Consider the following 18310-nt stretch of genomic DNA (forward strand, 5'->3'; position numbering starts at 1 on the left):
CCAGGAACCATTCACGAGGCTCGTCAGTTTCTACATTGCTGTAGAAGTTTGACGACGCATGGAGAAGCACCATGGCCCTGTGGGACCGCCTCAAGGAATCCGCCACGACGATGCAGACGCAGCTCGTGGCCAAGAAGAACGACCTGAAGAGCGGCGCCTTCCGCGACGCGAGCATGGCGATGTGTGCCCTGGTCGCCGCGGCCGACGGCTCGATCGACGCGTCCGAGCGGCGCCGGGTGGCCCAACTCATCGCGTCCAACGAGGTGTTGCAGAACTTCCCGGCCGCCGATCTGCAGCGCCGCTTCGACGAGGGGCTCGACAAGCTGGCCGCCGACTTCGACTTCGGCAAGGTGGGCCTGTTGCAGGAGGTCGCCAAGGCGAAGAAGAAGCCCGCCGAGGCGCGCGCCGTCATCCAGATAGGCATCGTCATCGGCGGTGCGGACGGCGACTTCGACAAGACCGAGCAGGCTGTCGTCCGCGAGGCCTGCTATGCGCTCGGCCTGTCGCCGGTGGAGTTCGACCTGTAGGCGCCTGCAGGAGGGGAGCCGGTCGCGGGCCGGGGCGCGGGGTCGTGGTCGCGCCCTCGGGATGGCCCGTCGGCCGTGCCGTGCCCGCGCCGTCTCCGGGCGGCCCGGCTACAACGCGGAAGTCGCGTCCCGCAGAACCGTGACCAGGACCAGCGTCGCGTTCGCCGAGGACAGGGCCGAGGCCGCTGCGCCCGACGTGGCCATCCACAGGGCGAGCCCCGCCGCCGTGCCGGCGGGCGGCCAGGCGCGGCCCGGCGGCACCGGCCGCAGCAGCGCCGCCACCCTGCGCGGCACGGGCCCCGGCGCCGGCCCGGCCGCCGCGAAGGCGGGCAGCGGCGGCACCCCGCGCAGGTCGCGGCCCGGGCCCGAGGCCAGGGCCGCCTTGCCGATGGCGCGCGCCACCACCCTGCGGTCGCCCACCGCGCGGGCCGCGTCCTCGTCCGCCCAGCGCTCCGCCGTGAAGGCCACGGCGGAACGCAGCGGGTGCAGGAACGGATTGGCGCGCGCGGCAAGACCGGCCACCAGGAGGAACCGATGATGACGGCCCGTCAGATGAGCTTCCTCGTGCGCGATCAGGGCGTCGCGCTCGCGGGCGTCGAGAAGGTCCAGCATCCCGCTGGACACCACGACGCGCCCATGCGTGCGACGCCCGCCGGGCAGCGCGTACGCATAGGGCCGCTCGTCCGGCAGCACCGCCCGCCGGGACGGAGGCAGTCCGGTCAGCGCCCGGGCGGCCCCGGCCCGCACCCGCCCATGGCGCCACAGGAGGTGACCGCAGGCCACCGCGACGGCGGCCAGGACCAGGAGCGCGGCCTGCCCGACCGCCTCGTCGTACGGAACCACCGCCCGCACTTCGGGATCGGCCCAGGCGTCCGGCAGCGGATTGCCGGGCAACTGCGCGGTTCCCGCCACCATGAGAAGGAGGAGGCACAGCGTGCTGCACACCGCGAGCACCCCGCCCACCAGGGACAGGACTCGCGTCGCCGTGCGCGGATGCAGCCGTGGACCGGCGAGCCGGGCGATCGGCCAGGCGGTCAGCGGCAGCACGAGCGGCAGGACGACGAACACACCCACCGGATCAGTCCCCGGCCCCGCCGAGCAGTTCGCGCAGCAGCTGTTCGTCGTCCGGCGAGAGGTCGGTGACGAAGCTGGCGAGCACCGCGCCCCGGTCCCGCTCGGCGTCGAGCACCTTGCGCATCCGGCGGGCCGCGAGCCCCGCCTCGTCGGCCGGAATCCACACGAAGGAGCGGCCCGCGCGCTCGCGGGCCACCGCCTGCTTGGTGTGCAGCCGGGTCAGGATCGTCACGACGGTCGTATAGGCGAGCGGCTCGCCGAGCCACTCCTGCACCCAGCCCGCGGTCACCGGCCCCGGCGCCTGACGCAGCGCCGCGAGCACCCGCGCCTCCAGCTCCCCCTGCCCCCGTCGGGGGCGCCTCATCTGGTCCGTCACGTCGTCATCGTACGAGGCGGCCGCGGCCCTGGGCCCGGCAGCGCACCCCGTACGAACGCGGCGCCCGGCTCCCGGAGCAGCTCGTGAAGCCGGCCGAACACCTCGGCGGAGCGCCCGCCCGGCCAGCCGCCGGGCAGGAGTTCGGCGGGCAGCCCCGGGTCGGCGTACGGCAGCCGGCGCCAGGAGTCGAGAGCGAGCAGGTAGTCGCGGTAGGCGGCCTCGGCGTCCGTCTCGGTGAGCGTGCCGGGCCCGGTGCGGGCCCGCGACTCCCAGGTGCGCAGGACCGGTTCGTGCCGGTCGAGGAAGTCCTCGTGCTGCTTGGCGATGGCCGGCAGGTCCCACCAGCGGGCGACGGCCTCCGCGGTGGGCGCGAAGCCGAGGTGCTCGCCCCTGAACAGGTCGACGTACGGGGCGAGTTGGAGGCGTTCCAGGGTGTGCCGGGTCTCGTCGTACAGCCGGGCCGGAGCGAGCCACACGCCGGGCGCGGCCGTGCCGAAGCCGAGCCCGGCCAGGCGCGAGCGCAGCACGTGCCGCTTGCTGCGCTCCGACTCGGGGACGGAGAACACCGCGAGCACCCAGCCGTCCGAGGCCTGCGGCGAGGGGTGGGCGTAGATGCGCCGGTCGCCGTCGTCCAGGAGCTGGCGTGCGTCGGCCGACAGGGCGTACCCCGCCGTGCCCGCGGCGGTGGGCTGCGCCACGAGCAGCCCGCGCCGTTTGAGCCGGGAGACCGACGAGCGCACGGAGGGCGCGTCGACACCGACCGCCGCGAGCAGCCGGATCAGTTCGGCGACCGCGAGGGAGCCGGAGGTCTCGCGCCCGTAGGCGCCGTACAGAGTCACGATCAGAGATCGGGGAGTGTGCAGCTCGGCCACGTGATCACTCTAGTTCCCGCAGCCGGAAGCGCTGGAGCTTGCCGGTGGGCGTGCGCGGGAGCGCGTCCAGGAAGACGATCTCGCGCGGGCACTTGTACGGGACGAGTTCGGCCTTCACGAAGTCGCGCAGCAGCGCCACCGTGTCCTCGTCGCGGGCCACCCCCGGCCGCAGCACGCAGTACGCGACGACGACATGGCCGCGCCGTTCGTCGGGGCGTCCCACCACCGCGGCCTCCGTGACGTCGGGGTGGCGCAGGAGCGCGTCCTCGACCTCGGGGCCCGCGATGTTGAACCCGGCCGAGATGATCATGTCGTCGGCGCGGGCCACATACCGGAACCAGCCGTCGCTCTCGCGCACGTAGGTGTCGCCGGTGACGTTCCAGCCGTCCCGTACGTACGCGCGCTGCCTCTCGTCCGCGAGGTAGCGGCAGCCGACCGGGCCGCGCACGGCGAGCAGCCCGGGCTCGCCGTCGGGGACGGGCTGCCCCTGCCCGTCGACGATGCGGGCCTGCCAGCCGGGGACGGGCCGGCCGGTGGTGCCGGGCCGGATGTCCTCGTCCGCCGCGGAGATGAAGATGTGCAGGAGTTCGGTGGCGCCGATGCCGTTGATGATGCGCAGCCCGGTGCGCTGCTCCCAGGCGCGCCAGGTCGCCGCCGGAAGGTTCTCGCCGGCCGAGACGCAGCGCCGCAGCGCGCCGAGATCGTGCGCGTCGAGTTCCTCCAGCATCGTCCGGTACGCGGTCGGCGCGGTGAACAGGACCGATACGCGGTGCTCGGCGAGGGCGGGCAACAGCTGGCGGGGGCCTGCCTGTTCGAGCAGCAGGGCCGAGGCGCCGGCCCGCAGCGGGAAGATCACCAGGCCGCCGAGCCCGAAGGTGAAGCCGAGCGGCGGGCTGCCCGCGAACACGTCGTCGGGAGTCGGCTTCAGGATGTGCCGGGCGAACGTGTCGGCTATGGCGAGCACATCGCGGTGGAAGTGCATACAGCCCTTGGGGCGTCCGGTCGTGCCCGAGGTGAAGGCGATCAGGGCGACATCGTCCGCCGAGGTGTCCACGGCGGCGAACCGCCCGGTCGGCGCCCGCTTGGCCAGGTTCAGGAGATCGCCGGGCCCGTCACCCCCGTACGCCGTGATGCGCAGGCCGGGAGCCTCGGCCTGCTCCAGATCGGCGAGAACGCGGGCGTCGCACAGCGCGTGGCCGATCCGCGCGATGGAGCACATCACACCCAGCTCGTGGGCGCGCTGCTGGGCCAGTACGGTGACGGCGACCGCGCCCGCCTTCATCACCGCGAGCCAGCACGCGGCCAGCCACGGGGTGGTCGGCCCGCGAAGCAGCACCCGGTTCCCGGGCACCACGCCGAGCTCACCGGTCAGGACGTGGGCGATCCGGTCGACGCGGTCGCGCAGTTCCCGGTACGTCCAGACCTCGCCCTGGCCGGTGCGGAAGACGGGGCGGTCCGGGCCGAAGCGCTCGATGGTGGCGTCGAGGAGTTCGGCGCCACAGTTGAGCCGCTCGGGGTAGTACGGCCCCGGCGGGCCGAGGACCAGGTCCGGCCACTGGTCGGTGGGCGGCAGATGGTCGCGGGGAAAGGTGTCGGCGTGCGCTGAGTTCTTCAGCTCCATACGGGATCGCCCCCTTGTCGCCTCTGGAGCGTATCGTTTGGATGACGACAGTCAACAGTTCGCGATAGGGCGTTCCCTGTCGTTGTCGGAGCCGAGTGGGACAGTCGGAACCCGAGTGGGAAAGGGGTGGCCATGCCCGGATTCGCGCTGGAGCCGGACCAGCTGGAATGGTGCGGGGAACTGCGGGTGCTCGCCGGGGCGCGGCTGCGCCCCCTTGCGGACAAGGGTGAGCCAGGCCGGGTCAACCGGCCACTCGTCGAGGCACTCGGCGAGCACGGGCTGCTCGCCCGGCTCTTCGAATCCGGCGCGCTCGATCTGTGCCTGATGCGCGAATCGCTGGCGTACGCGTGCACCGAGGCGGAGACCGCGCTCGCCCTCCAGGGCCTCGGCGCGCACCCGGTCGCCGCGTACGGGACGGACGCGCAGCGCGGGCGCTGGCTGCCCGAGGTGACGGCGGGCCGCGCGGTCGCGGCCTTCGCGCTGAGCGAGCCGGACGCGGGCTCGGACGCGGCCGCGCTCAGCCTCAACGCCGTCGAGAACAGCGGGGGCTGGCGCCTCACCGGTGAGAAGTGCTGGATCTCCAACGCCCCCGAGGCCGACTTCTACACCGTCTTCGCCCGGACGACACCGGGCGCGGGTGCGCGCGGAGTGACGGCCTTCCTGGTGCCCGCCGACCGGCCCGGCTTGACCGGCGCCGCGCTCGACATGCTCTCCCCGCACGCCATCGGCAGCCTCGACTTCGACGGCGTACCCGTGAGCACCGACGACATCCTGGGCGAGCCGGACCAGGGCTTCCGGGTCGCGATGAACACGCTCAACCTGTTCCGGCCGAGCGTGGGGGCGTTCGCCGTCGGCATGGCGCAGGCGGCCCTTGACGCGACGCTCGCGCACACCGCCCGGCGCACCGCGTTCGGCGGCCCGCTCAAGGACCTCCAGGCCGTCGCCCACCGGGTCGCCGACATGGCGACGCGGACCGAGGCGGCCCGGCTCCTGGTGTACGCGGCGGCCGCCGCGTACGACCGGGGCGACGCGGGCATCGCACGCGGCTCCGCCATGGCGAAGCTGTTCGCCACCGAGACCGCGCAGTACGTCGTCGACGCGGCGGTCCAGCTCCACGGCGCCCGCGCGCTGCAACGCGGGCACCTGCTCGAACACCTCTACCGCGAGGTCCGCGCGCCCCGCATCTACGAGGGGGCGAGCGAAGTGCAGCGCACGATCATCGCGAAGGAGCTGTACCGGTGAGCCTCGATCGAGTGAACCCCGGCGCGCTGTCCCCGGCGACGGGGTTCAGTCACGCCGTCGTCGCGGCGGGGTCGCGCGTTGTCTTCCTCGCCGGGCAGACCGCGCTCGACGCCGGCGGCAAGGTGGTGGGAGCCACCCTGCCCGACCAGTTCCGCACCGCGCTGACCAACCTCCTCGCGGCGCTGGCTGCGGCGGGAGGTTCGCCGGCGGACCTCGCGCGGGTCACCGTGTACGCGACGGATGTCGCGGCCTACCGTGAGCAGGCGCGTGAACTGGGTTCCATCTGGCGGGAGTTGGCGGGGCGGGACTATCCGGCGATGGCGGTGATCGGGGTGGTCCGGCTGTGGGACAGCGAGGCGCTGGTCGAGCTGGATGGCTTCGCCGTCCTGGACTGAGCGGGGTTGGCGGCTGCTCACCCCTCCAACAACGCCCCCATCCACTCCTCCACCCCTGCCACCGACCTCGGCAGGCCGTTCGACATCAGCTGGGCGCCGTGCTCGGTGATGACCAGGTCGTCCTCGATGCGGACGCCTATGCCGCGCAGTTCGGGCGGCAGGGTTTCGTCGTCCGGCTGGAGGTAGAGGCCGGGCTCCACGGTGAGGACCTGGCCCGCCTCCAGGACGCCGTCCAGGTAGGTCTCGGCGCGGGCCTTCGCGCAGTCGTGGACGTCCAGGCCGAGCATGTGCCCGCTGCCGCACAGCGTGTAGCGGCGGTGCAGCTCGCCCGAGGCGCTCTTCAGGACGCCCCACTCCGCGAGGCCCTCCGCGATCACGGCCATCGCGGCCCGGTGGAAGTCGCGGAAGGCGGCGCCCGGCCGCAGCGCGGCGATGCCCGCGTCCTGCGCGGCCAGGACGAGCTCGTACACCTGGCGCTGGACGGGGGAGAAGCGGCCCGACAGCGGCAGGGTGCGGGTGATGTCGGCGGTGTACAGGGTGTCGGTCTCCACGCCCGCGTCGAGCAGCAGCAGGTCCTGGGCGTCGAGGCGTCCGTCGTTGCGGATCCAGTGCAGGACGCAGGCGTGCGCCCCGGACGCGGCGATCGTCTCGTACCCCGTGCCGTTGCCCTCGGCGCGGGCCCGTGTCCCGAAGACGCCTTCGAGCAGCCGCTCGCCGCGCGGGTGGGCCAGCGCGCGCGGCAGGGAGCGTACGACGTCCTCGAATCCGGCGGTGGTGTGGTCGACGGCGAGCTGGAGCTGGGCCACCTCCCAGGCATCCTTGACCAGCCTCAACTCGGAGAGCGCGGTGGCCAGTTCCGGGTCCGTGGCGGCATTGCGGCCGGGGGCCCTGGCGTCAAGACCGTCCACGTGGGCGCAGCGGATGCCCGTCAGGCGCTCGGTCTCGGCGAGGTCGGGGCGGCGGCCCACCCAGAACTCGCCGTACCTGCGGTCGCGGAAGAACTCGTCGTCGCCCTCGCCGCGCGGCGAGCGGGGCCGCAGATACAGCACGGCCTCGTGCCGTGACCCGGACGGCTCCAGGACCAGGACGTGCCCGGGCTGGTCCTCGCCGGTGAGGCCGGTCAGCCAGGCGTACGCGCTGTGCGGACGGAAGCGGTGGTCGCAGTCGTTGGTGCGGACCTTCAGCTCCCCGGCGGGCACGATCAGCCGCTCGCCCGGGAAACGGGCCGACAGCCGTGCCCGGCGGCCCGGCATGACGTCGAATCCGGGCACCCGGGCGTCCCGGGGCAGCGGAGTCGGGGCCCAGCCGCCGCTCATGAACGCGGCGAGTTCAGGGCCGATGGGAAGGTCGTGGCTGCCGGTGTTGAGGCGTGCGGGGCGCTCGGCCATCGGGTCTCCCGGGGTGAGGGGACGGGCAGGTGTGGGTACGCCGGAGTGTGCGGACGAACGGGCACACTGGGCGGAGAGTGCAATTTCACATTACTATGTCACAGCTCACAGGCCACCCCCTGAGCCCGCCCAGTGCGTGCCCGGGCACGTCGATCGAGGTCCGGGCCGCATCCGCGCGCCGGATGAGGGGCCGCGCCCGGACTTGGTCCGGACCCTTGTGGGCGCCCGCCATCCCTCAGTAAAATGTCACACACCACACTAGGGAGTTCGACCATGACGTCTGCAGCACCCCAGCGCATCCGGCCCTGGCACGGAATCCTCGTCGCGACCGCGCTTCCCCTGCGCTCCGACCTTTCCGTCGACTTCACCTCCTATGCCCAGCACGTGCGCTGGCTCATCGACAGCGGCAGCGACGGCGTCGTGCCGAACGGCTCGCTCGGCGAATACCAGACCCTCTCCGACGAGGAGCGGGCCCGCGTCGTGCACACCGCCGTCGAGGCGGCGGGCGACGGCGACCGCGTCATGGTGGGCGTCGCCGCGTACGGCAGCACCGAATCCCGCCGCTGGGCGGAGCAGGCCGCCGAGGCCGGCGCGGGCTCCGTACTGCTGCTCCCGCCGAACGCCTACCGCGCCGACGAGCGCTCGGTGCGCGCCCACTACGCCGAGGTCGCCAAGGCGGGCCTGCCCGTCGTCGCCTACAACAACCCGTACGACACCAAGGTCGACCTGACGCCCGCGCTGCTCGCCCAGCTGTACGCCGACGGCAGCATCGTCGCCGTCAAGGAGTTCAGCGGCGATGTGCGCAGGGCCTACGAGATCGCCGAACTCGCCCCGGAACTGGACCTGTTGGCGGGAGCCGACGACGTCCTGCTCGAACTCGCCCTGGCCGGAGCGGTCGGCTGGATCGCCGGCTACCCCAACGCGCTGCCCGCCGCCTGCGCCGAGCTCTACCACGCGGCCGTCGCCGGCGACCTCGCCACCGCCCGTCCCCTCTACCGGGCGCTGCACCCGCTGCTGCGCTGGGACTCCAAGACCGAGTTCATCCAGGCCATCAAGCTCTCCATGGACCTGGCCGGCCGCCCCGGCGGACCCGTCCGCCCGCCCCGCCAGCCGCTCGCCGCCGAACAGGACGCCATGGTGCGCGCCGCCACCGAGAAGGCGCTCGCCGAAGGCCACAAGTAGCCCTGAAGGGAGGCGAATCCATGCGGACCCGACACGTCTACCACGCCGTCGACTCGCACACCGAAGGCATGCCGACCCGCGTCGTCACCGGCGGGCTCGGCGTCATCCCCGGCGCCACCATGGCCGAGCGGCGCCTGTACTTCATGGAGCACCTCGATCACATCCGTACGCTCCTGATGTACGAGCCGCGCGGCCACGCGTCGATGAGCGGAGCGATCCTCCAGCCGCCGACCCGGCCCGACGCGGACTACGGCGTCCTCTACATCGAAGTCTCCGGCCTGCTGCCGATGTGCGGCCACGGCACGATCGGGGTGGCCACCGTCCTGGTGGAGACCGGCATGGTGGCGGTCACCGAGCCGGTCACCACCGTACGGCTCGACACCCCGGCGGGCCTGGTGAGCGTGGACGTGCGGGTCGAGGACGGCGAGGCCCGCTCGGTCACCCTCACCAACGTCCCCGCGTTCTGCCTCGCGCTCGACCACAAGGTGCAGGTCCCGGGCCTCGGCACGGTCACCTACGACCTGGCGTACGGGGGCAACTTCTACGCCTTCGTCGAACTCGAAGAGCTGGGCCTGCCCTTCGCGCGGGACCACAAGGACGCGCTGCTCGCCGCCGGGCTCGACATCATGGCCGCCATCAACGCCTCGGACCGGCCGGTGCACCCGGAGAACCCGGAAATCGCCGGGGTGAAGCACGTCTACCTGGCCGCACCCGGCTCGGACGCGACGCGCTCGCGGCACGCCATGGCGATCCACCCGGGCTGGTTCGACCGCTCGCCGTGCGGCACGGGCACCTCCGCGCGCATGGCCCAGCTGCACGCCCGCGGCGAACTCCCGCTCGACCGGGACTTCACCAACGAGTCGTTCATCGGTACGGAGTTCACCGGCCGCCTGGTCGGGGAGACCAGCGTGGGCGGGATCCCCGCGGTCGTGCCGACGGTCACCGGCCGGGCCTGGATCACCGGCACCGCCCAGTACTTCCTGGACCCGTCCGACCCGTTCCCGGAAGGCTTCCTGCTGTGATCCACCTCGGCGCGGACGACCTCGCGGCGCTGCTCACTCCTGCGGCGGCGGCCGAGGCCCTGGCCGCGGCCCTGCGCGAGGGCCTCGACCCGGAGCGGTGCCCGGCCAGGTCCAACCTCCCTGTTCCGGCGGGGGAGTTGCTCATCATGCCGGCCGCTTCCGCCGCGCACGCCGGTGTGAAGATCGCGGGGGTCGCGCCCGCCAACCCGGGCCGCGGCCTGCCCCGCATCACCGGCAGCTTCCTCCTCCTGGACGGCCCGACCCTCCTCCCGCTCGCGCTGTTCGACGCGGCGGCCCTGACCACCCTGCGCACCGCCGCCGTCTCGGCCCTCGCCATCGATGCCCTCGCCGGACCGGACGCGGCCCACCTGGTCCTGTTCGGCGCGGGCCCGCAGGCGTACGCCCATCTCGAATCGGCCCTGAACACCAGGGAGTTGACCCGCGTGACGGTCCTGTCGCGGACGGGCGGGGCGGCCGAACGGCTGGTGGCGTACGCCCGCGAACTCGGCTTGGAGGCGCGCGACGGGAAGCCGTCGGATGTGTCCCGCGCCGACCTCGTCATCTGCTGCACCACCGCCCACGAGCCGCTCTTCGACGGGCGGCGGATTCCCGGGCACGCCACCGTCGTCGCGGTCGGCTCGCACCAGCCGGCCGTGCGCGAGACCGACTCGGAGCTGGTGCGGCGGTCCTCGGTGTGGGTGGAGGCGCGGACGGCCGCTCTGCGCGAGGCGGGCGATCTGCTGGTCCCGCTGGCCGAGGGCGTGATCGGCGAGGACCACATCGCGGGGACCCTGGCCGATCTGGTGCGGGGCGGGGCCGAGGCGCCCGGGGACCGGCCGCGGTTCTTCAAGAGTGTGGGCATGGCCTGGGAGGACCTCGCGGTGGCGGCCGCCGCGCACCGCGCGTCAAGTCCCGTGCGGGCAGTGCCGGTTGAGGCGGAAGTGCGCGGCCCGGAACCGCCCGACGACGGAAGGTGAGATTGTACGCTGAGCCTCCGCGGATCACGGAGGAGGCGCCATGGGCGACCTGAAACAGCGCCATCTCATCGTCGCCCAGGAACGGCTGCGCGACCAGGTCGCCCACGCACTGCGCGCGGCCCTGGTCGCGGGCGAGCTGCGTCCCGGCACCATCTACTCCGCCCCCGGCCTCGCCGCCGACTTCGGCATCTCCGCGACGCCGGTGCGCGAGGCCATGCTCGACCTGGCCCGCGAAGGCCTGGTCGAGCCGGTACGCAACAAGGGCTTCCGGATCACCGAGGTCAGCGAGCGCGACCTGGACCAGTACAAGGAACTGCGCGCGCTCATCGAGGTGCCGACCGTCGGCCGCGTCACCGACACCGCGAGCGCGGAACAGCTGGAGGCGCTGCGACCGGTGGCCGAGGAGATAGTGGACCGGGCCCGCGCCCACGACCTGATCGGCTACCTCGACGCCGACCGGCGCTTCCATCTCCGGCTGCTCGGTCTCGCGGGCAATGAACGCCTCGTCGAAACGGTCGGCGACCTGCGCAAACGCTCCCGCCTGTACGGGCTCACCCGGCTCGACGAGCGCGGCGAACTCATCTCCTCCGCCCAGGAACACGTCGAGCTCCTGGACCTCATGCTGTCCGGCGACCGCCCGGCCGCCGAGGCCTGCATGGCCCGCCACCTGGGCCACGTACGGTCGTTGTGGGCCCGGGGCGGGAACGAGTAGGGGGGCGGGCCCGTGAAGGAAGCCCGCCCCGGTCCCCGTCCCCCTAGATGTCGCGGAAGATCTCGATCTGCGCCCCCACCGAGTTGAGCCGCTCGGCCAGGTCCTCGTAGCCGCGGTTGATGACGTACACGTTGCGCAGTACGGACGTGCCTTCCGCCGCCATCATGGCGAGCAGCACGACCACGGCCGGGCGCAGGGCCGGGGGGCACATCATTTCTGCGGCGCGCCAGCGGGTGGGGCCCTCCACCAGGACCCGGTGCGGGTCGAGGAGCTGGAGGCGGCCGCCGAGGCGGTTGAGGTCGGTGAGGTAGATCGCGCGGTTGTCGTAGACCCAGTCGTGGATGAGCGTCTGGCCCTGGGCCACCGCCGCGATCGCCGCGAAGAACGGCACGTTGTCGATGTTCAGGCCGGGGAACGGCATCGGGTGGATCTTGTCGATCGGCGCCTCCAGCTTGGAGGGGCGCACGGTGAGGTCGATCAGCCGGGTGCGCCCGTTGTCGGCGGCGTACTCGGCGGTGCGGTCGTGGTCGAGGCCCATCTCTTCGAGGACGGCGAGCTCGATCTCCAGGAACTCCACCGGGACCCGACGGATCGTCAGCTCGGACTCGGTGACGACGGCCGCGGCCAACAGGCTCATCGCCTCGACCGGGTCCTCGGAGGGCGAGTAGTCGACGTCGACGTCGATGTCGGCCATGCCGTGCACGGTCAGCGTGGTCGTACCGATGCCGTCGACCCGGACGCCGAGCGCCTCCAGGAAGAAGCACAGGTCCTGGACCATGTAGTTGGAGGAGGCGTTGCGGATGACGGTGACGCCGTCGTTGCGGGCGGCAGCGAGCAGCGCGTTCTCGGTGACGGTGTCGCCGCGTTCGGTCAGCACGATCGGGCGGTCGGGCGCGGTGCGTTCCACCACGGCGTGGTAGATGCCCTCGGTGGCCGTGATGTCCAGGCCGAACCGGCGCAGCGCGATCATGTGCGGCTCGATGGTGCGGGTGCCGAGGTCGCAGCCGCCGGCGTACGGGAGGCGGAAGTGGTCCATGCGGTGAAGCAGCGGGCCGAGGAACATGATGATGGAGCGGGTCCGGCGGGCGGCGTCCGCGTCCATCGCGTCGAGGTCGAGCGAGGCCGGCGGCACGATCTCCAGGTCGGTCCCGTCGTTGATCCAACGGGTGCGCACACCAATGGAGTTGAGGACTTCGAGGAGCCGGTAGACCTCTTCGATGCGGGCCACGCGGCGCAGCACGGTGCGGCCCTTGTTGAGCAGCGAGCCGCAGAGCAGCGCGACACAGGCGTTCTTGCTCGTCTTGACGTCGATCGAGCCGGAGAGGCGGCGGCCGCCGACGACGCGGAGGTGCATGGGGCCCGAGTACCCGAGCGAGACGATTTCACTGTCGAGCGCTTCACCAATGCGCGCGATCATCTCAAGGCTGATGTTCTGGTTCCCGCGCTCAATGCGGTTCACGGCGCTCTGGCTGGTGCCCAGAGCCTCGGCCAACTGCGTCTGCGTCCAGCCCCGGTGCTGCCGGGCGTCACGGATGAGCTTGCCGATGCGTACGAGGTAGTCGTCTGCCATGGGGGCAGGTTATCTCAGATATGAGATGCTGCTCGCGCTGGGGTGAGCCAACGGGGTGAGGAACCGTCAATTCCGATACTGCGGTCCTCGCGCGGGGGCGGCAAGTGGAAGGGATCCGTCCGGGGTGGGGCATGTGTGTGTATGTCGGTCGTGTCGTACGCCATGCGTGTGGAACCCGAAGTCGTGTGACCGTGTAACCCGAGGTCGAGGGTGTGGCGGGGCCGGGCGCCGACACCTCGGCGCCTGAATGGCCTCGCCCGCGCATGACCTACCGGCGGCCATGTACTAGAGTTATCTCGACATCGAGATATCTACCGAGGCGCACCGCAGCCGACGCTCGGTAAGGGTTACCTAACTTAGCCTTACCTTAGCGGATCGACAACACGTCGTGGCGGCAGGATTGTGGTGGAACGCGCACATATATGAAGGAGACTGTCGTGTCGGCGAACAGCTTCGACGCCCGCAGCACGCTGCGCGTGGGCGACGAGTCGTACGAGATCTTCAAGCTGGACAAGGTCGAGGGCTCCGCGCGCCTCCCTTACAGCCTGAAGGTTCTCCTGGAGAACCTGCTCCGCACCGAGGACGGCGCGAACATCACCGCCGACCACATCCGTGCGCTGGGCGGCTGGGACTCGCAGGCTCAGCCGAGCCAGGAGATCCAGTTCACGCCGGCCCGCGTGATCATGCAGGACTTCACCGGTGTGCCCTGTGTCGTGGACCTCGCCACCATGCGTGAGGCCGTCAAGGAGCTCGGCGGCGACCCGGCGAAGGTCAACCCGCTCTCCCCGGCCGAGCTGGTCATCGACCACTCCGTCATCGCCGACAAGTTCGGCACCAAGGACGCGTTCGCCCAGAACGTGGAGCTGGAGTACGGCCGCAACAAGGAGCGCTACCAGTTCCTGCGCTGGGGCCAGACCGCCTTCGACGACTTCAAGGTCGTCCCGCCGGGCACCGGCATCGTCCACCAGGTCAACATCGAGCACCTGGCCCGCACGGTCATGGTCCGTAACGGCCAGGCGTACCCCGACACCCTCGTCGGCACCGACTCGCACACCACGATGGTCAACGGCCTCGGCGTGCTGGGCTGGGGCGTCGGCGGCATCGAGGCCGAGGCCGCGATGCTGGGCCAGCCGGTCTCGATGCTCATCCCCCGCGTCGTCGGCTTCAAGCTGACCGGCGAGCTGAACCCGGGCACCACCGCCACCGACCTGGTTCTCACGATCACCGAGATGCTGCGCAAGCACGGCGTCGTCGGCAAGTTCGTCGAGTTCTACGGCGAGGGTGTCGCCGCCACGTCGCTGGCCAACCGCGCCACCATCGGCAACATGTCGCCGGAGTTCGGCTCCACCGCCGCGATCTTCCCGATCGACGACGAGACCCTGAAGTACCTGCGCCTGACCGGCCGCGACGCCCAGCAGGTCGCGCTCGTCGAGGCGTACGCCAAGGAGCAGGGCCTCTGGCTGGACCCGGCCGCCGAGCCCGACTTCTCCGAGAAGCTGGAGCTCGACCTCTCCACGGTCGTCCCCTCCATCGCCGGCCCGAAGCGTCCCCAGGACCGCATCGTGCTCGCGAACGCCGCGCAGCAGTTCGCGCTCGACGTGCGCAACTACGTCGAGGACGACGACGAGGCGGGCAAGGAGTCCTTCCCGGCCTCCGACGCCCCGGCCTCCGCCAACGGCGTGCCGAGCCGCCCGACGCAGGTCACCCTGGCCGACGGCACCTCGTTCGAGATCGACCACGGCGCCGTCACCGTCGCCGCGATCACCTCGTGCACCAACACCTCGAACCCGTACGTCATGGTCGCCGCGGCTCTCGTCGCGAAGAAGGCCGTGGACAAGGGCCTGACCCGCAAGCCGTGGGTCAAGACCACCCTTGCCCCGGGCTCGAAGGTCGTCACCGACTACTTCGACAAGGCCGGCCTCACCCCGTACCTCGACAAGATGGGCTTCAACCTCGTCGGGTACGGCTGCACCACCTGCATCGGCAACTCCGGTCCGCTGGACGAGGAGATCTCGAAGGCGATCAACGAGCACGACCTCGCGGTCACCTCGGTGCTCTCCGGCAACCGCAACTTCGAGGGCCGGATCAACCCCGACGTCAAGATGAACTACCTGGCGTCCCCGCCGCTGGTCGTCGCGTACGCCATCGCCGGTTCGATGAAGGTCGACATCACCACCGAGGCGATCGGCACCGACACCGAGGGCAACCCGGTCTTCCTCAAGGACATCTGGCCCACCGAGGCCGAGGTCAACGACGTCGTGGCCAACGCCATCGGCGAGGACATGTTCAACAAGTCCTACCAGGACGTCTTCGCGGGTGACGCGCAGTGGCAGTCGCTGCCGATCCCGACCGGCAACACCTTCGAGTGGGACGCCGAGTCGACCTATGTCCGTAAGCCCCCCTACTTCGAGGGCATGACGATGGAGACCACCCCGGTCTCCGACATCGCCGGCGCCCGCGTCCTGGCGAAGCTGGGCGACTCGGTCACCACCGACCACATCTCCCCGGCCGGTGCGATCAAGGCCGACACCCCGGCCGGCAAGTACCTCACGGAGCACGGCGTCGAGCGCCGCGACTTCAACTCCTACGGCTCGCGCCGAGGCAACCACGAGGTCATGATTCGCGGCACTTTCGCGAACATCCGCCTGCGCAACCAGATCGCGCCGGGCACCGAGGGCGGCTTCACCCGCGACTTCACCGTCGACGGCGCCCCGGTCTCGTTCATCTACGACGCCTCGCAGAACTACCAGGCCGCCGGCATCCCGCTGGTCATCCTGGCGGGCAAGGAGTACGGCTCGGGCTCGTCCCGCGACTGGGCCGCCAAGGGCACCGCGCTGCTCGGCGTCAAGGCCGTCATCGCCGAGTCGTACGAGCGCATCCACCGCTCGAACCTCATCGGCATGGGCGTCCTGCCGCTCCAGTTCCCGGAGGGCGCGACCGCCGCCTCGCTCGGCCTGACCGGCGAGGAGACCTTCTCCTTCACCGGCGTGACCGTCCTGAACGACGGCAGCACCCCGCGCACGGTCAAGGTCACCACCGACACGGGCGTCGAGTTCGACGCGGTCGTCCGCATCGACACCCCCGGTGAGGCGGACTACTACCGCAACGGCGGCATCATGCAGTACGTGCTGCGGAACCTGATCCGCAACTAAGCACCCAACGAGCAAGGCCCGCACCCCGGTTGGGGTGCGGGCCTTACTCGTGCGCGGTGTTCTGCATCAGATCGATCAGAACATCAGGCGCATGCCGTTCCAGCCGGTGCCGACCTTGACGCGGTCCTTGAAGGGGGCGCCGTTGGTGGTGCCGGTGCCGGAGTAGAACCACAGGCCGCCCGACGTGTCGCGGCCCACGAGATCCGCCTGACCGTCGTTGTCGAGGTCGCCGATGCCGACCAGGTGGTTGTACGTGTTCCAGCCACCGCCGAGCTTGACGCGGTTGCCGAACGGGGCGGCCCAGTTGCCGGTGCCCGGGTACAGCCAGGCGACGCCCGAGTTGTCGACGGCGATGATGTCGGCCTTGCCGTCGCCGTTCATGTCGCCGCGACCGGCGATCTTGGTCATGGCGCCCCAGCCGGCACCCAGCTTCACGGGCGGGGTGAACGAGCCGTCGCCCTTGGCGGTGTAGAGCCACAGCACGCCGCCCTTGTCGCGGGCGAGCAGGTCGTCGTTCGGAGCGCCGCCCAGGTCGCCGGGCGTGAAGACGCGGTTGTAGGCGTTCCAGCCCGCGCCCAGGTCCTTGGTACCGGTGCCGTAGTTCGCGTAGATCAGGTGGCCGTCCGTCGACTTCACGTAGAAGCCGTCGGCGTCGCCGTCCTTGTTGTTGTCGTACTGGGTCGCCTCGGAAATGGAGTCCCAGCCGTAGGTGTTGTGCCAGCGCTCGCCGAAGCCACCCCGGCCGTTCGGCGGGTAGTTCCACAGGTCGCCTGCGCCGTCGACGGCCATGAGCTCGAAGCTCTCGGCGGATGCCCCGAACCCGGAGGCGTACGGCGCGGACCGCTGCTGGCTCTTGGCCTTCGGCTTGACGTGCTGGCGGGCCTCGCCGGCCGCGTCCTTGGCGGAGGCGGCACCGTCGGCGACCGCGGTGCCCGCGGTGGTGGCGACGAGTGCTGCGGCGATGGCGGCGACGGCTATGCGGGAGGCGGTCCGCCCGTGCTTACGGCCAGTGAAAAGGGCCACGTGTTACTCCAACATGCAAAAAGCGAAAGATACACATCTGGTCAAGATGCGGTGAGCGCCCTTTAGGCACTCTTTACGAGATCTTCGCATAGGGCATACCTAGTCCCCGCATCCGGGGGTGACTTGTCCGCACATACGAGACAAGGCCCGTACTCCGCGGGGGAGTACGGGCCTTGTTCGGGTACTGCCGGTGGATCAGAACATCAGGCGCATGCCGTTCCAGCCGGTGCCGACCTTGACGCGGTCCTTGAAGGGCGAGCCGTTGGTGGTGCCGGTGCCCGCGTAGAACCACAGACCGCCGGAGGCGTCGCGGCCGACGAGGTCGACCTTGCCGTCGAAGTCCAGGTCGCCGAGGCCGACGAGCGTGTTGTACGTGTTCCAGCCCGCGCCGAGCTTGACGCGGTTGCCGAACGGGGCGGCCCAGTTGCCGGTGCCCGGGTACAGCCAGGCGACGCCCGAGTTGTCGACGGCGACGATGTCGGCCTTGCCGTCACCGTTCATGTCGCCACGACCGGCGATCTTGGTCATGACGCCCCAGCCGGCACCCAGCTTGACGCGGGGGGCGAAGGAGCCGTCGGCGTTGGCGGTGTAGAGCCACAGGACGCCGGCCTTGTCGCGGGCGATCAGGTCGTCGGCCGGAGCCCCGCCCAGGTTGCCCGCGGAGAAGACGAGGTTGTAGGCGTCCCAGCCTGCGCCCAGGTCCTTCGGGGTGCCGTCCACGCTGTCGTAGACCAGGTGGCCGTTCGTGTACAGCTCGTAGAAGGCGTCGAAGGCGCCGTCCTTGTTGTTGTCCACCTTGGTGACCTGGCTGAACTTGCTGTAGTCGCCCAGGGCGACGCGCTCGCCGAAGCCGCCCGTACCGTTCGGCGGGTAGAGGTAGGCCTGGCCCGAGCCGTCCGCCGCGATCAGCGGGAACGTTTCGGCAGCCGGGGTCTCGTCGCCCGCAGCGAAGGAGCTGTTGGCGGAGGAGCCGGACTGCTTGGCCTTGGCGGCCTTCTGCGCCGACTGGGCCGTCTTTGCCGCGCTGGACGGCGCGCTGTCCGCGGAAGCCGCGCCCGCGGTCGTGCCCACCAGGGCGGCGGCGATCGCCGCGACGGCGATGCGGGACAGGGCGCGACCGCCCTTACGGCCGGAAAGTATGGCCACGTATTTCTCCATGTCGAGGAAGAGACGCGCT

The 18310-nt window shown here is 71.3% G+C and carries 16 protein-coding genes; 8 read left to right on the plus strand and 8 right to left on the minus strand.

Features of this window, described 5'->3' with window-relative positions; genetic code table 11:
- Positions 1–71: 71 nt before the first annotated feature.
- A complete protein-coding gene (locus tag ABD346_RS33620; protein ID WP_344380101.1) occupies positions 72–527 on the plus strand; it encodes a tellurite resistance TerB family protein in 456 nt (151 codons plus the stop codon).
- A 108-nt stretch (positions 528–635) separates the two neighbouring features.
- Here the strand turns inward: ABD346_RS33620 and ABD346_RS33625 are convergent, their stop codons facing one another.
- From ABD346_RS33625 to ABD346_RS33640, 4 genes are read right to left on the minus strand one after another with little or no spacing between them, the layout of a single operon-like run.
- A complete protein-coding gene (locus tag ABD346_RS33625; protein ID WP_344380102.1) occupies positions 636–1601 on the minus strand; it encodes a M56 family metallopeptidase in 966 nt (321 codons plus the stop codon).
- Between the two features lie 4 nt (positions 1602–1605).
- Positions 1606–1977, minus strand: coding sequence for a BlaI/MecI/CopY family transcriptional regulator (locus ABD346_RS33630; protein ID WP_344380103.1), 372 nt, complete (start codon positions 1975–1977; stop codon positions 1606–1608).
- The gene (locus ABD346_RS33635; RefSeq protein ID WP_344380104.1) at positions 1974–2849 is read right to left on the minus strand and encodes a PaaX family transcriptional regulator; all 876 of its coding nucleotides are present in this window, start codon (positions 2847–2849) and stop codon (positions 1974–1976) included. Before ABD346_RS33635 ends, ABD346_RS33630 begins: the two co-directional genes overlap by 4 nt.
- Positions 2850–2853: 4 nt before the next feature.
- Positions 2854–4470 carry an AMP-binding protein gene (locus ABD346_RS33640; protein ID WP_344380105.1) on the minus strand — a complete coding sequence of 539 codons (1617 nt, stop codon included), beginning with the start codon at positions 4468–4470 and terminating at the stop codon, positions 2854–2856.
- Positions 4471–4602: 132 nt separating this feature from the next.
- Between ABD346_RS33640 and ABD346_RS33645 the strand changes: the two genes are divergently transcribed.
- Both ABD346_RS33645 and ABD346_RS33650 read left to right on the plus strand, forming a co-directional pair.
- The gene (locus tag ABD346_RS33645) at positions 4603–5712 is read left to right on the plus strand and encodes an acyl-CoA dehydrogenase family protein (protein WP_344380106.1); all 1110 of its coding nucleotides are present in this window, start codon (positions 4603–4605) and stop codon (positions 5710–5712) included.
- Positions 5709–6107: a RidA family protein gene (locus ABD346_RS33650; protein ID WP_344380107.1), complete on the plus strand. Its 399-nt coding sequence runs from the start codon at positions 5709–5711 to the stop codon at positions 6105–6107. Before ABD346_RS33645 ends, ABD346_RS33650 begins: the two co-directional genes overlap by 4 nt.
- 17 nt (positions 6108–6124) lie before the next feature.
- On the opposite strand, the gene ABD346_RS33655 is transcribed toward ABD346_RS33650, so the two are convergent.
- On the minus strand, positions 6125–7495 hold the full coding sequence (locus ABD346_RS33655) for an aminopeptidase P family protein (RefSeq protein ID WP_344380108.1): 1371 nt from the start codon (positions 7493–7495) through the stop codon (positions 6125–6127).
- Between the two features lie 273 nt (positions 7496–7768).
- Here ABD346_RS33655 and ABD346_RS33660 point away from each other — a divergent pair, with 273 nt between their 5' ends.
- Genes ABD346_RS33660 through ABD346_RS33675 form a run of 4 tightly spaced genes read left to right on the plus strand, consistent with a single transcriptional unit; the run spans position 7769 to position 11388 of the window.
- A complete protein-coding gene (locus ABD346_RS33660) occupies positions 7769–8677 on the plus strand; it encodes a dihydrodipicolinate synthase family protein (protein ID WP_344380109.1) in 909 nt (302 codons plus the stop codon).
- A gap of 20 nt (positions 8678–8697) precedes the next feature.
- Entirely contained in the window at positions 8698–9699 is a 1002-nt protein-coding gene (locus ABD346_RS33665) for a proline racemase family protein (protein ID WP_344380110.1), read from the plus strand.
- Entirely contained in the window at positions 9696–10676 is a 981-nt protein-coding gene (locus ABD346_RS33670; RefSeq protein ID WP_344380111.1) for an ornithine cyclodeaminase family protein, read from the plus strand. Before ABD346_RS33665 ends, ABD346_RS33670 begins: the two co-directional genes overlap by 4 nt.
- A 40-nt stretch (positions 10677–10716) precedes the next feature.
- Positions 10717–11388: a GntR family transcriptional regulator gene (locus ABD346_RS33675; RefSeq protein ID WP_344380112.1), complete on the plus strand. Its 672-nt coding sequence runs from the start codon at positions 10717–10719 to the stop codon at positions 11386–11388.
- A 43-nt stretch (positions 11389–11431) separates the two neighbouring features.
- Here ABD346_RS33675 and ABD346_RS33680 read toward each other — a convergent pair whose 3' ends face one another.
- On the minus strand, positions 11432–12958 hold the full coding sequence (locus tag ABD346_RS33680; RefSeq protein WP_344380113.1) for a helix-turn-helix domain-containing protein: 1527 nt from the start codon (positions 12956–12958) through the stop codon (positions 11432–11434).
- A gap of 437 nt (positions 12959–13395) precedes the next feature.
- Between ABD346_RS33680 and acnA the strand changes: the two genes are divergently transcribed.
- Positions 13396–16110 (plus strand): aconitate hydratase AcnA, encoded by a 2715-nt coding sequence (gene acnA / locus ABD346_RS33685; protein ID WP_344380114.1) that lies wholly within the window; start codon positions 13396–13398, stop codon positions 16108–16110.
- Positions 16111–16185: 75 nt separating this feature from the next.
- On the opposite strand, the gene ABD346_RS33690 is transcribed toward acnA, so the two are convergent.
- Complete coding sequence (locus ABD346_RS33690; protein WP_344380115.1) at positions 16186–17133, minus strand: FG-GAP repeat domain-containing protein; 948 nt, start codon at positions 17131–17133, stop codon at positions 16186–16188.
- 195 nt (positions 17134–17328) lie between these two features.
- Positions 17329–18279 carry an FG-GAP repeat domain-containing protein gene (locus ABD346_RS33695; protein ID WP_344380116.1) on the minus strand — a complete coding sequence of 317 codons (951 nt, stop codon included), beginning with the start codon at positions 18277–18279 and terminating at the stop codon, positions 17329–17331.
- Positions 18280–18310 lie beyond the last annotated feature (31 nt).

It is taken from the genome of Streptomyces mauvecolor (assembly GCF_039532965.1).
GTDB classification, from domain to species: Bacteria; Actinomycetota; Actinomycetes; order Streptomycetales; family Streptomycetaceae; genus Streptomyces; species Streptomyces violascens.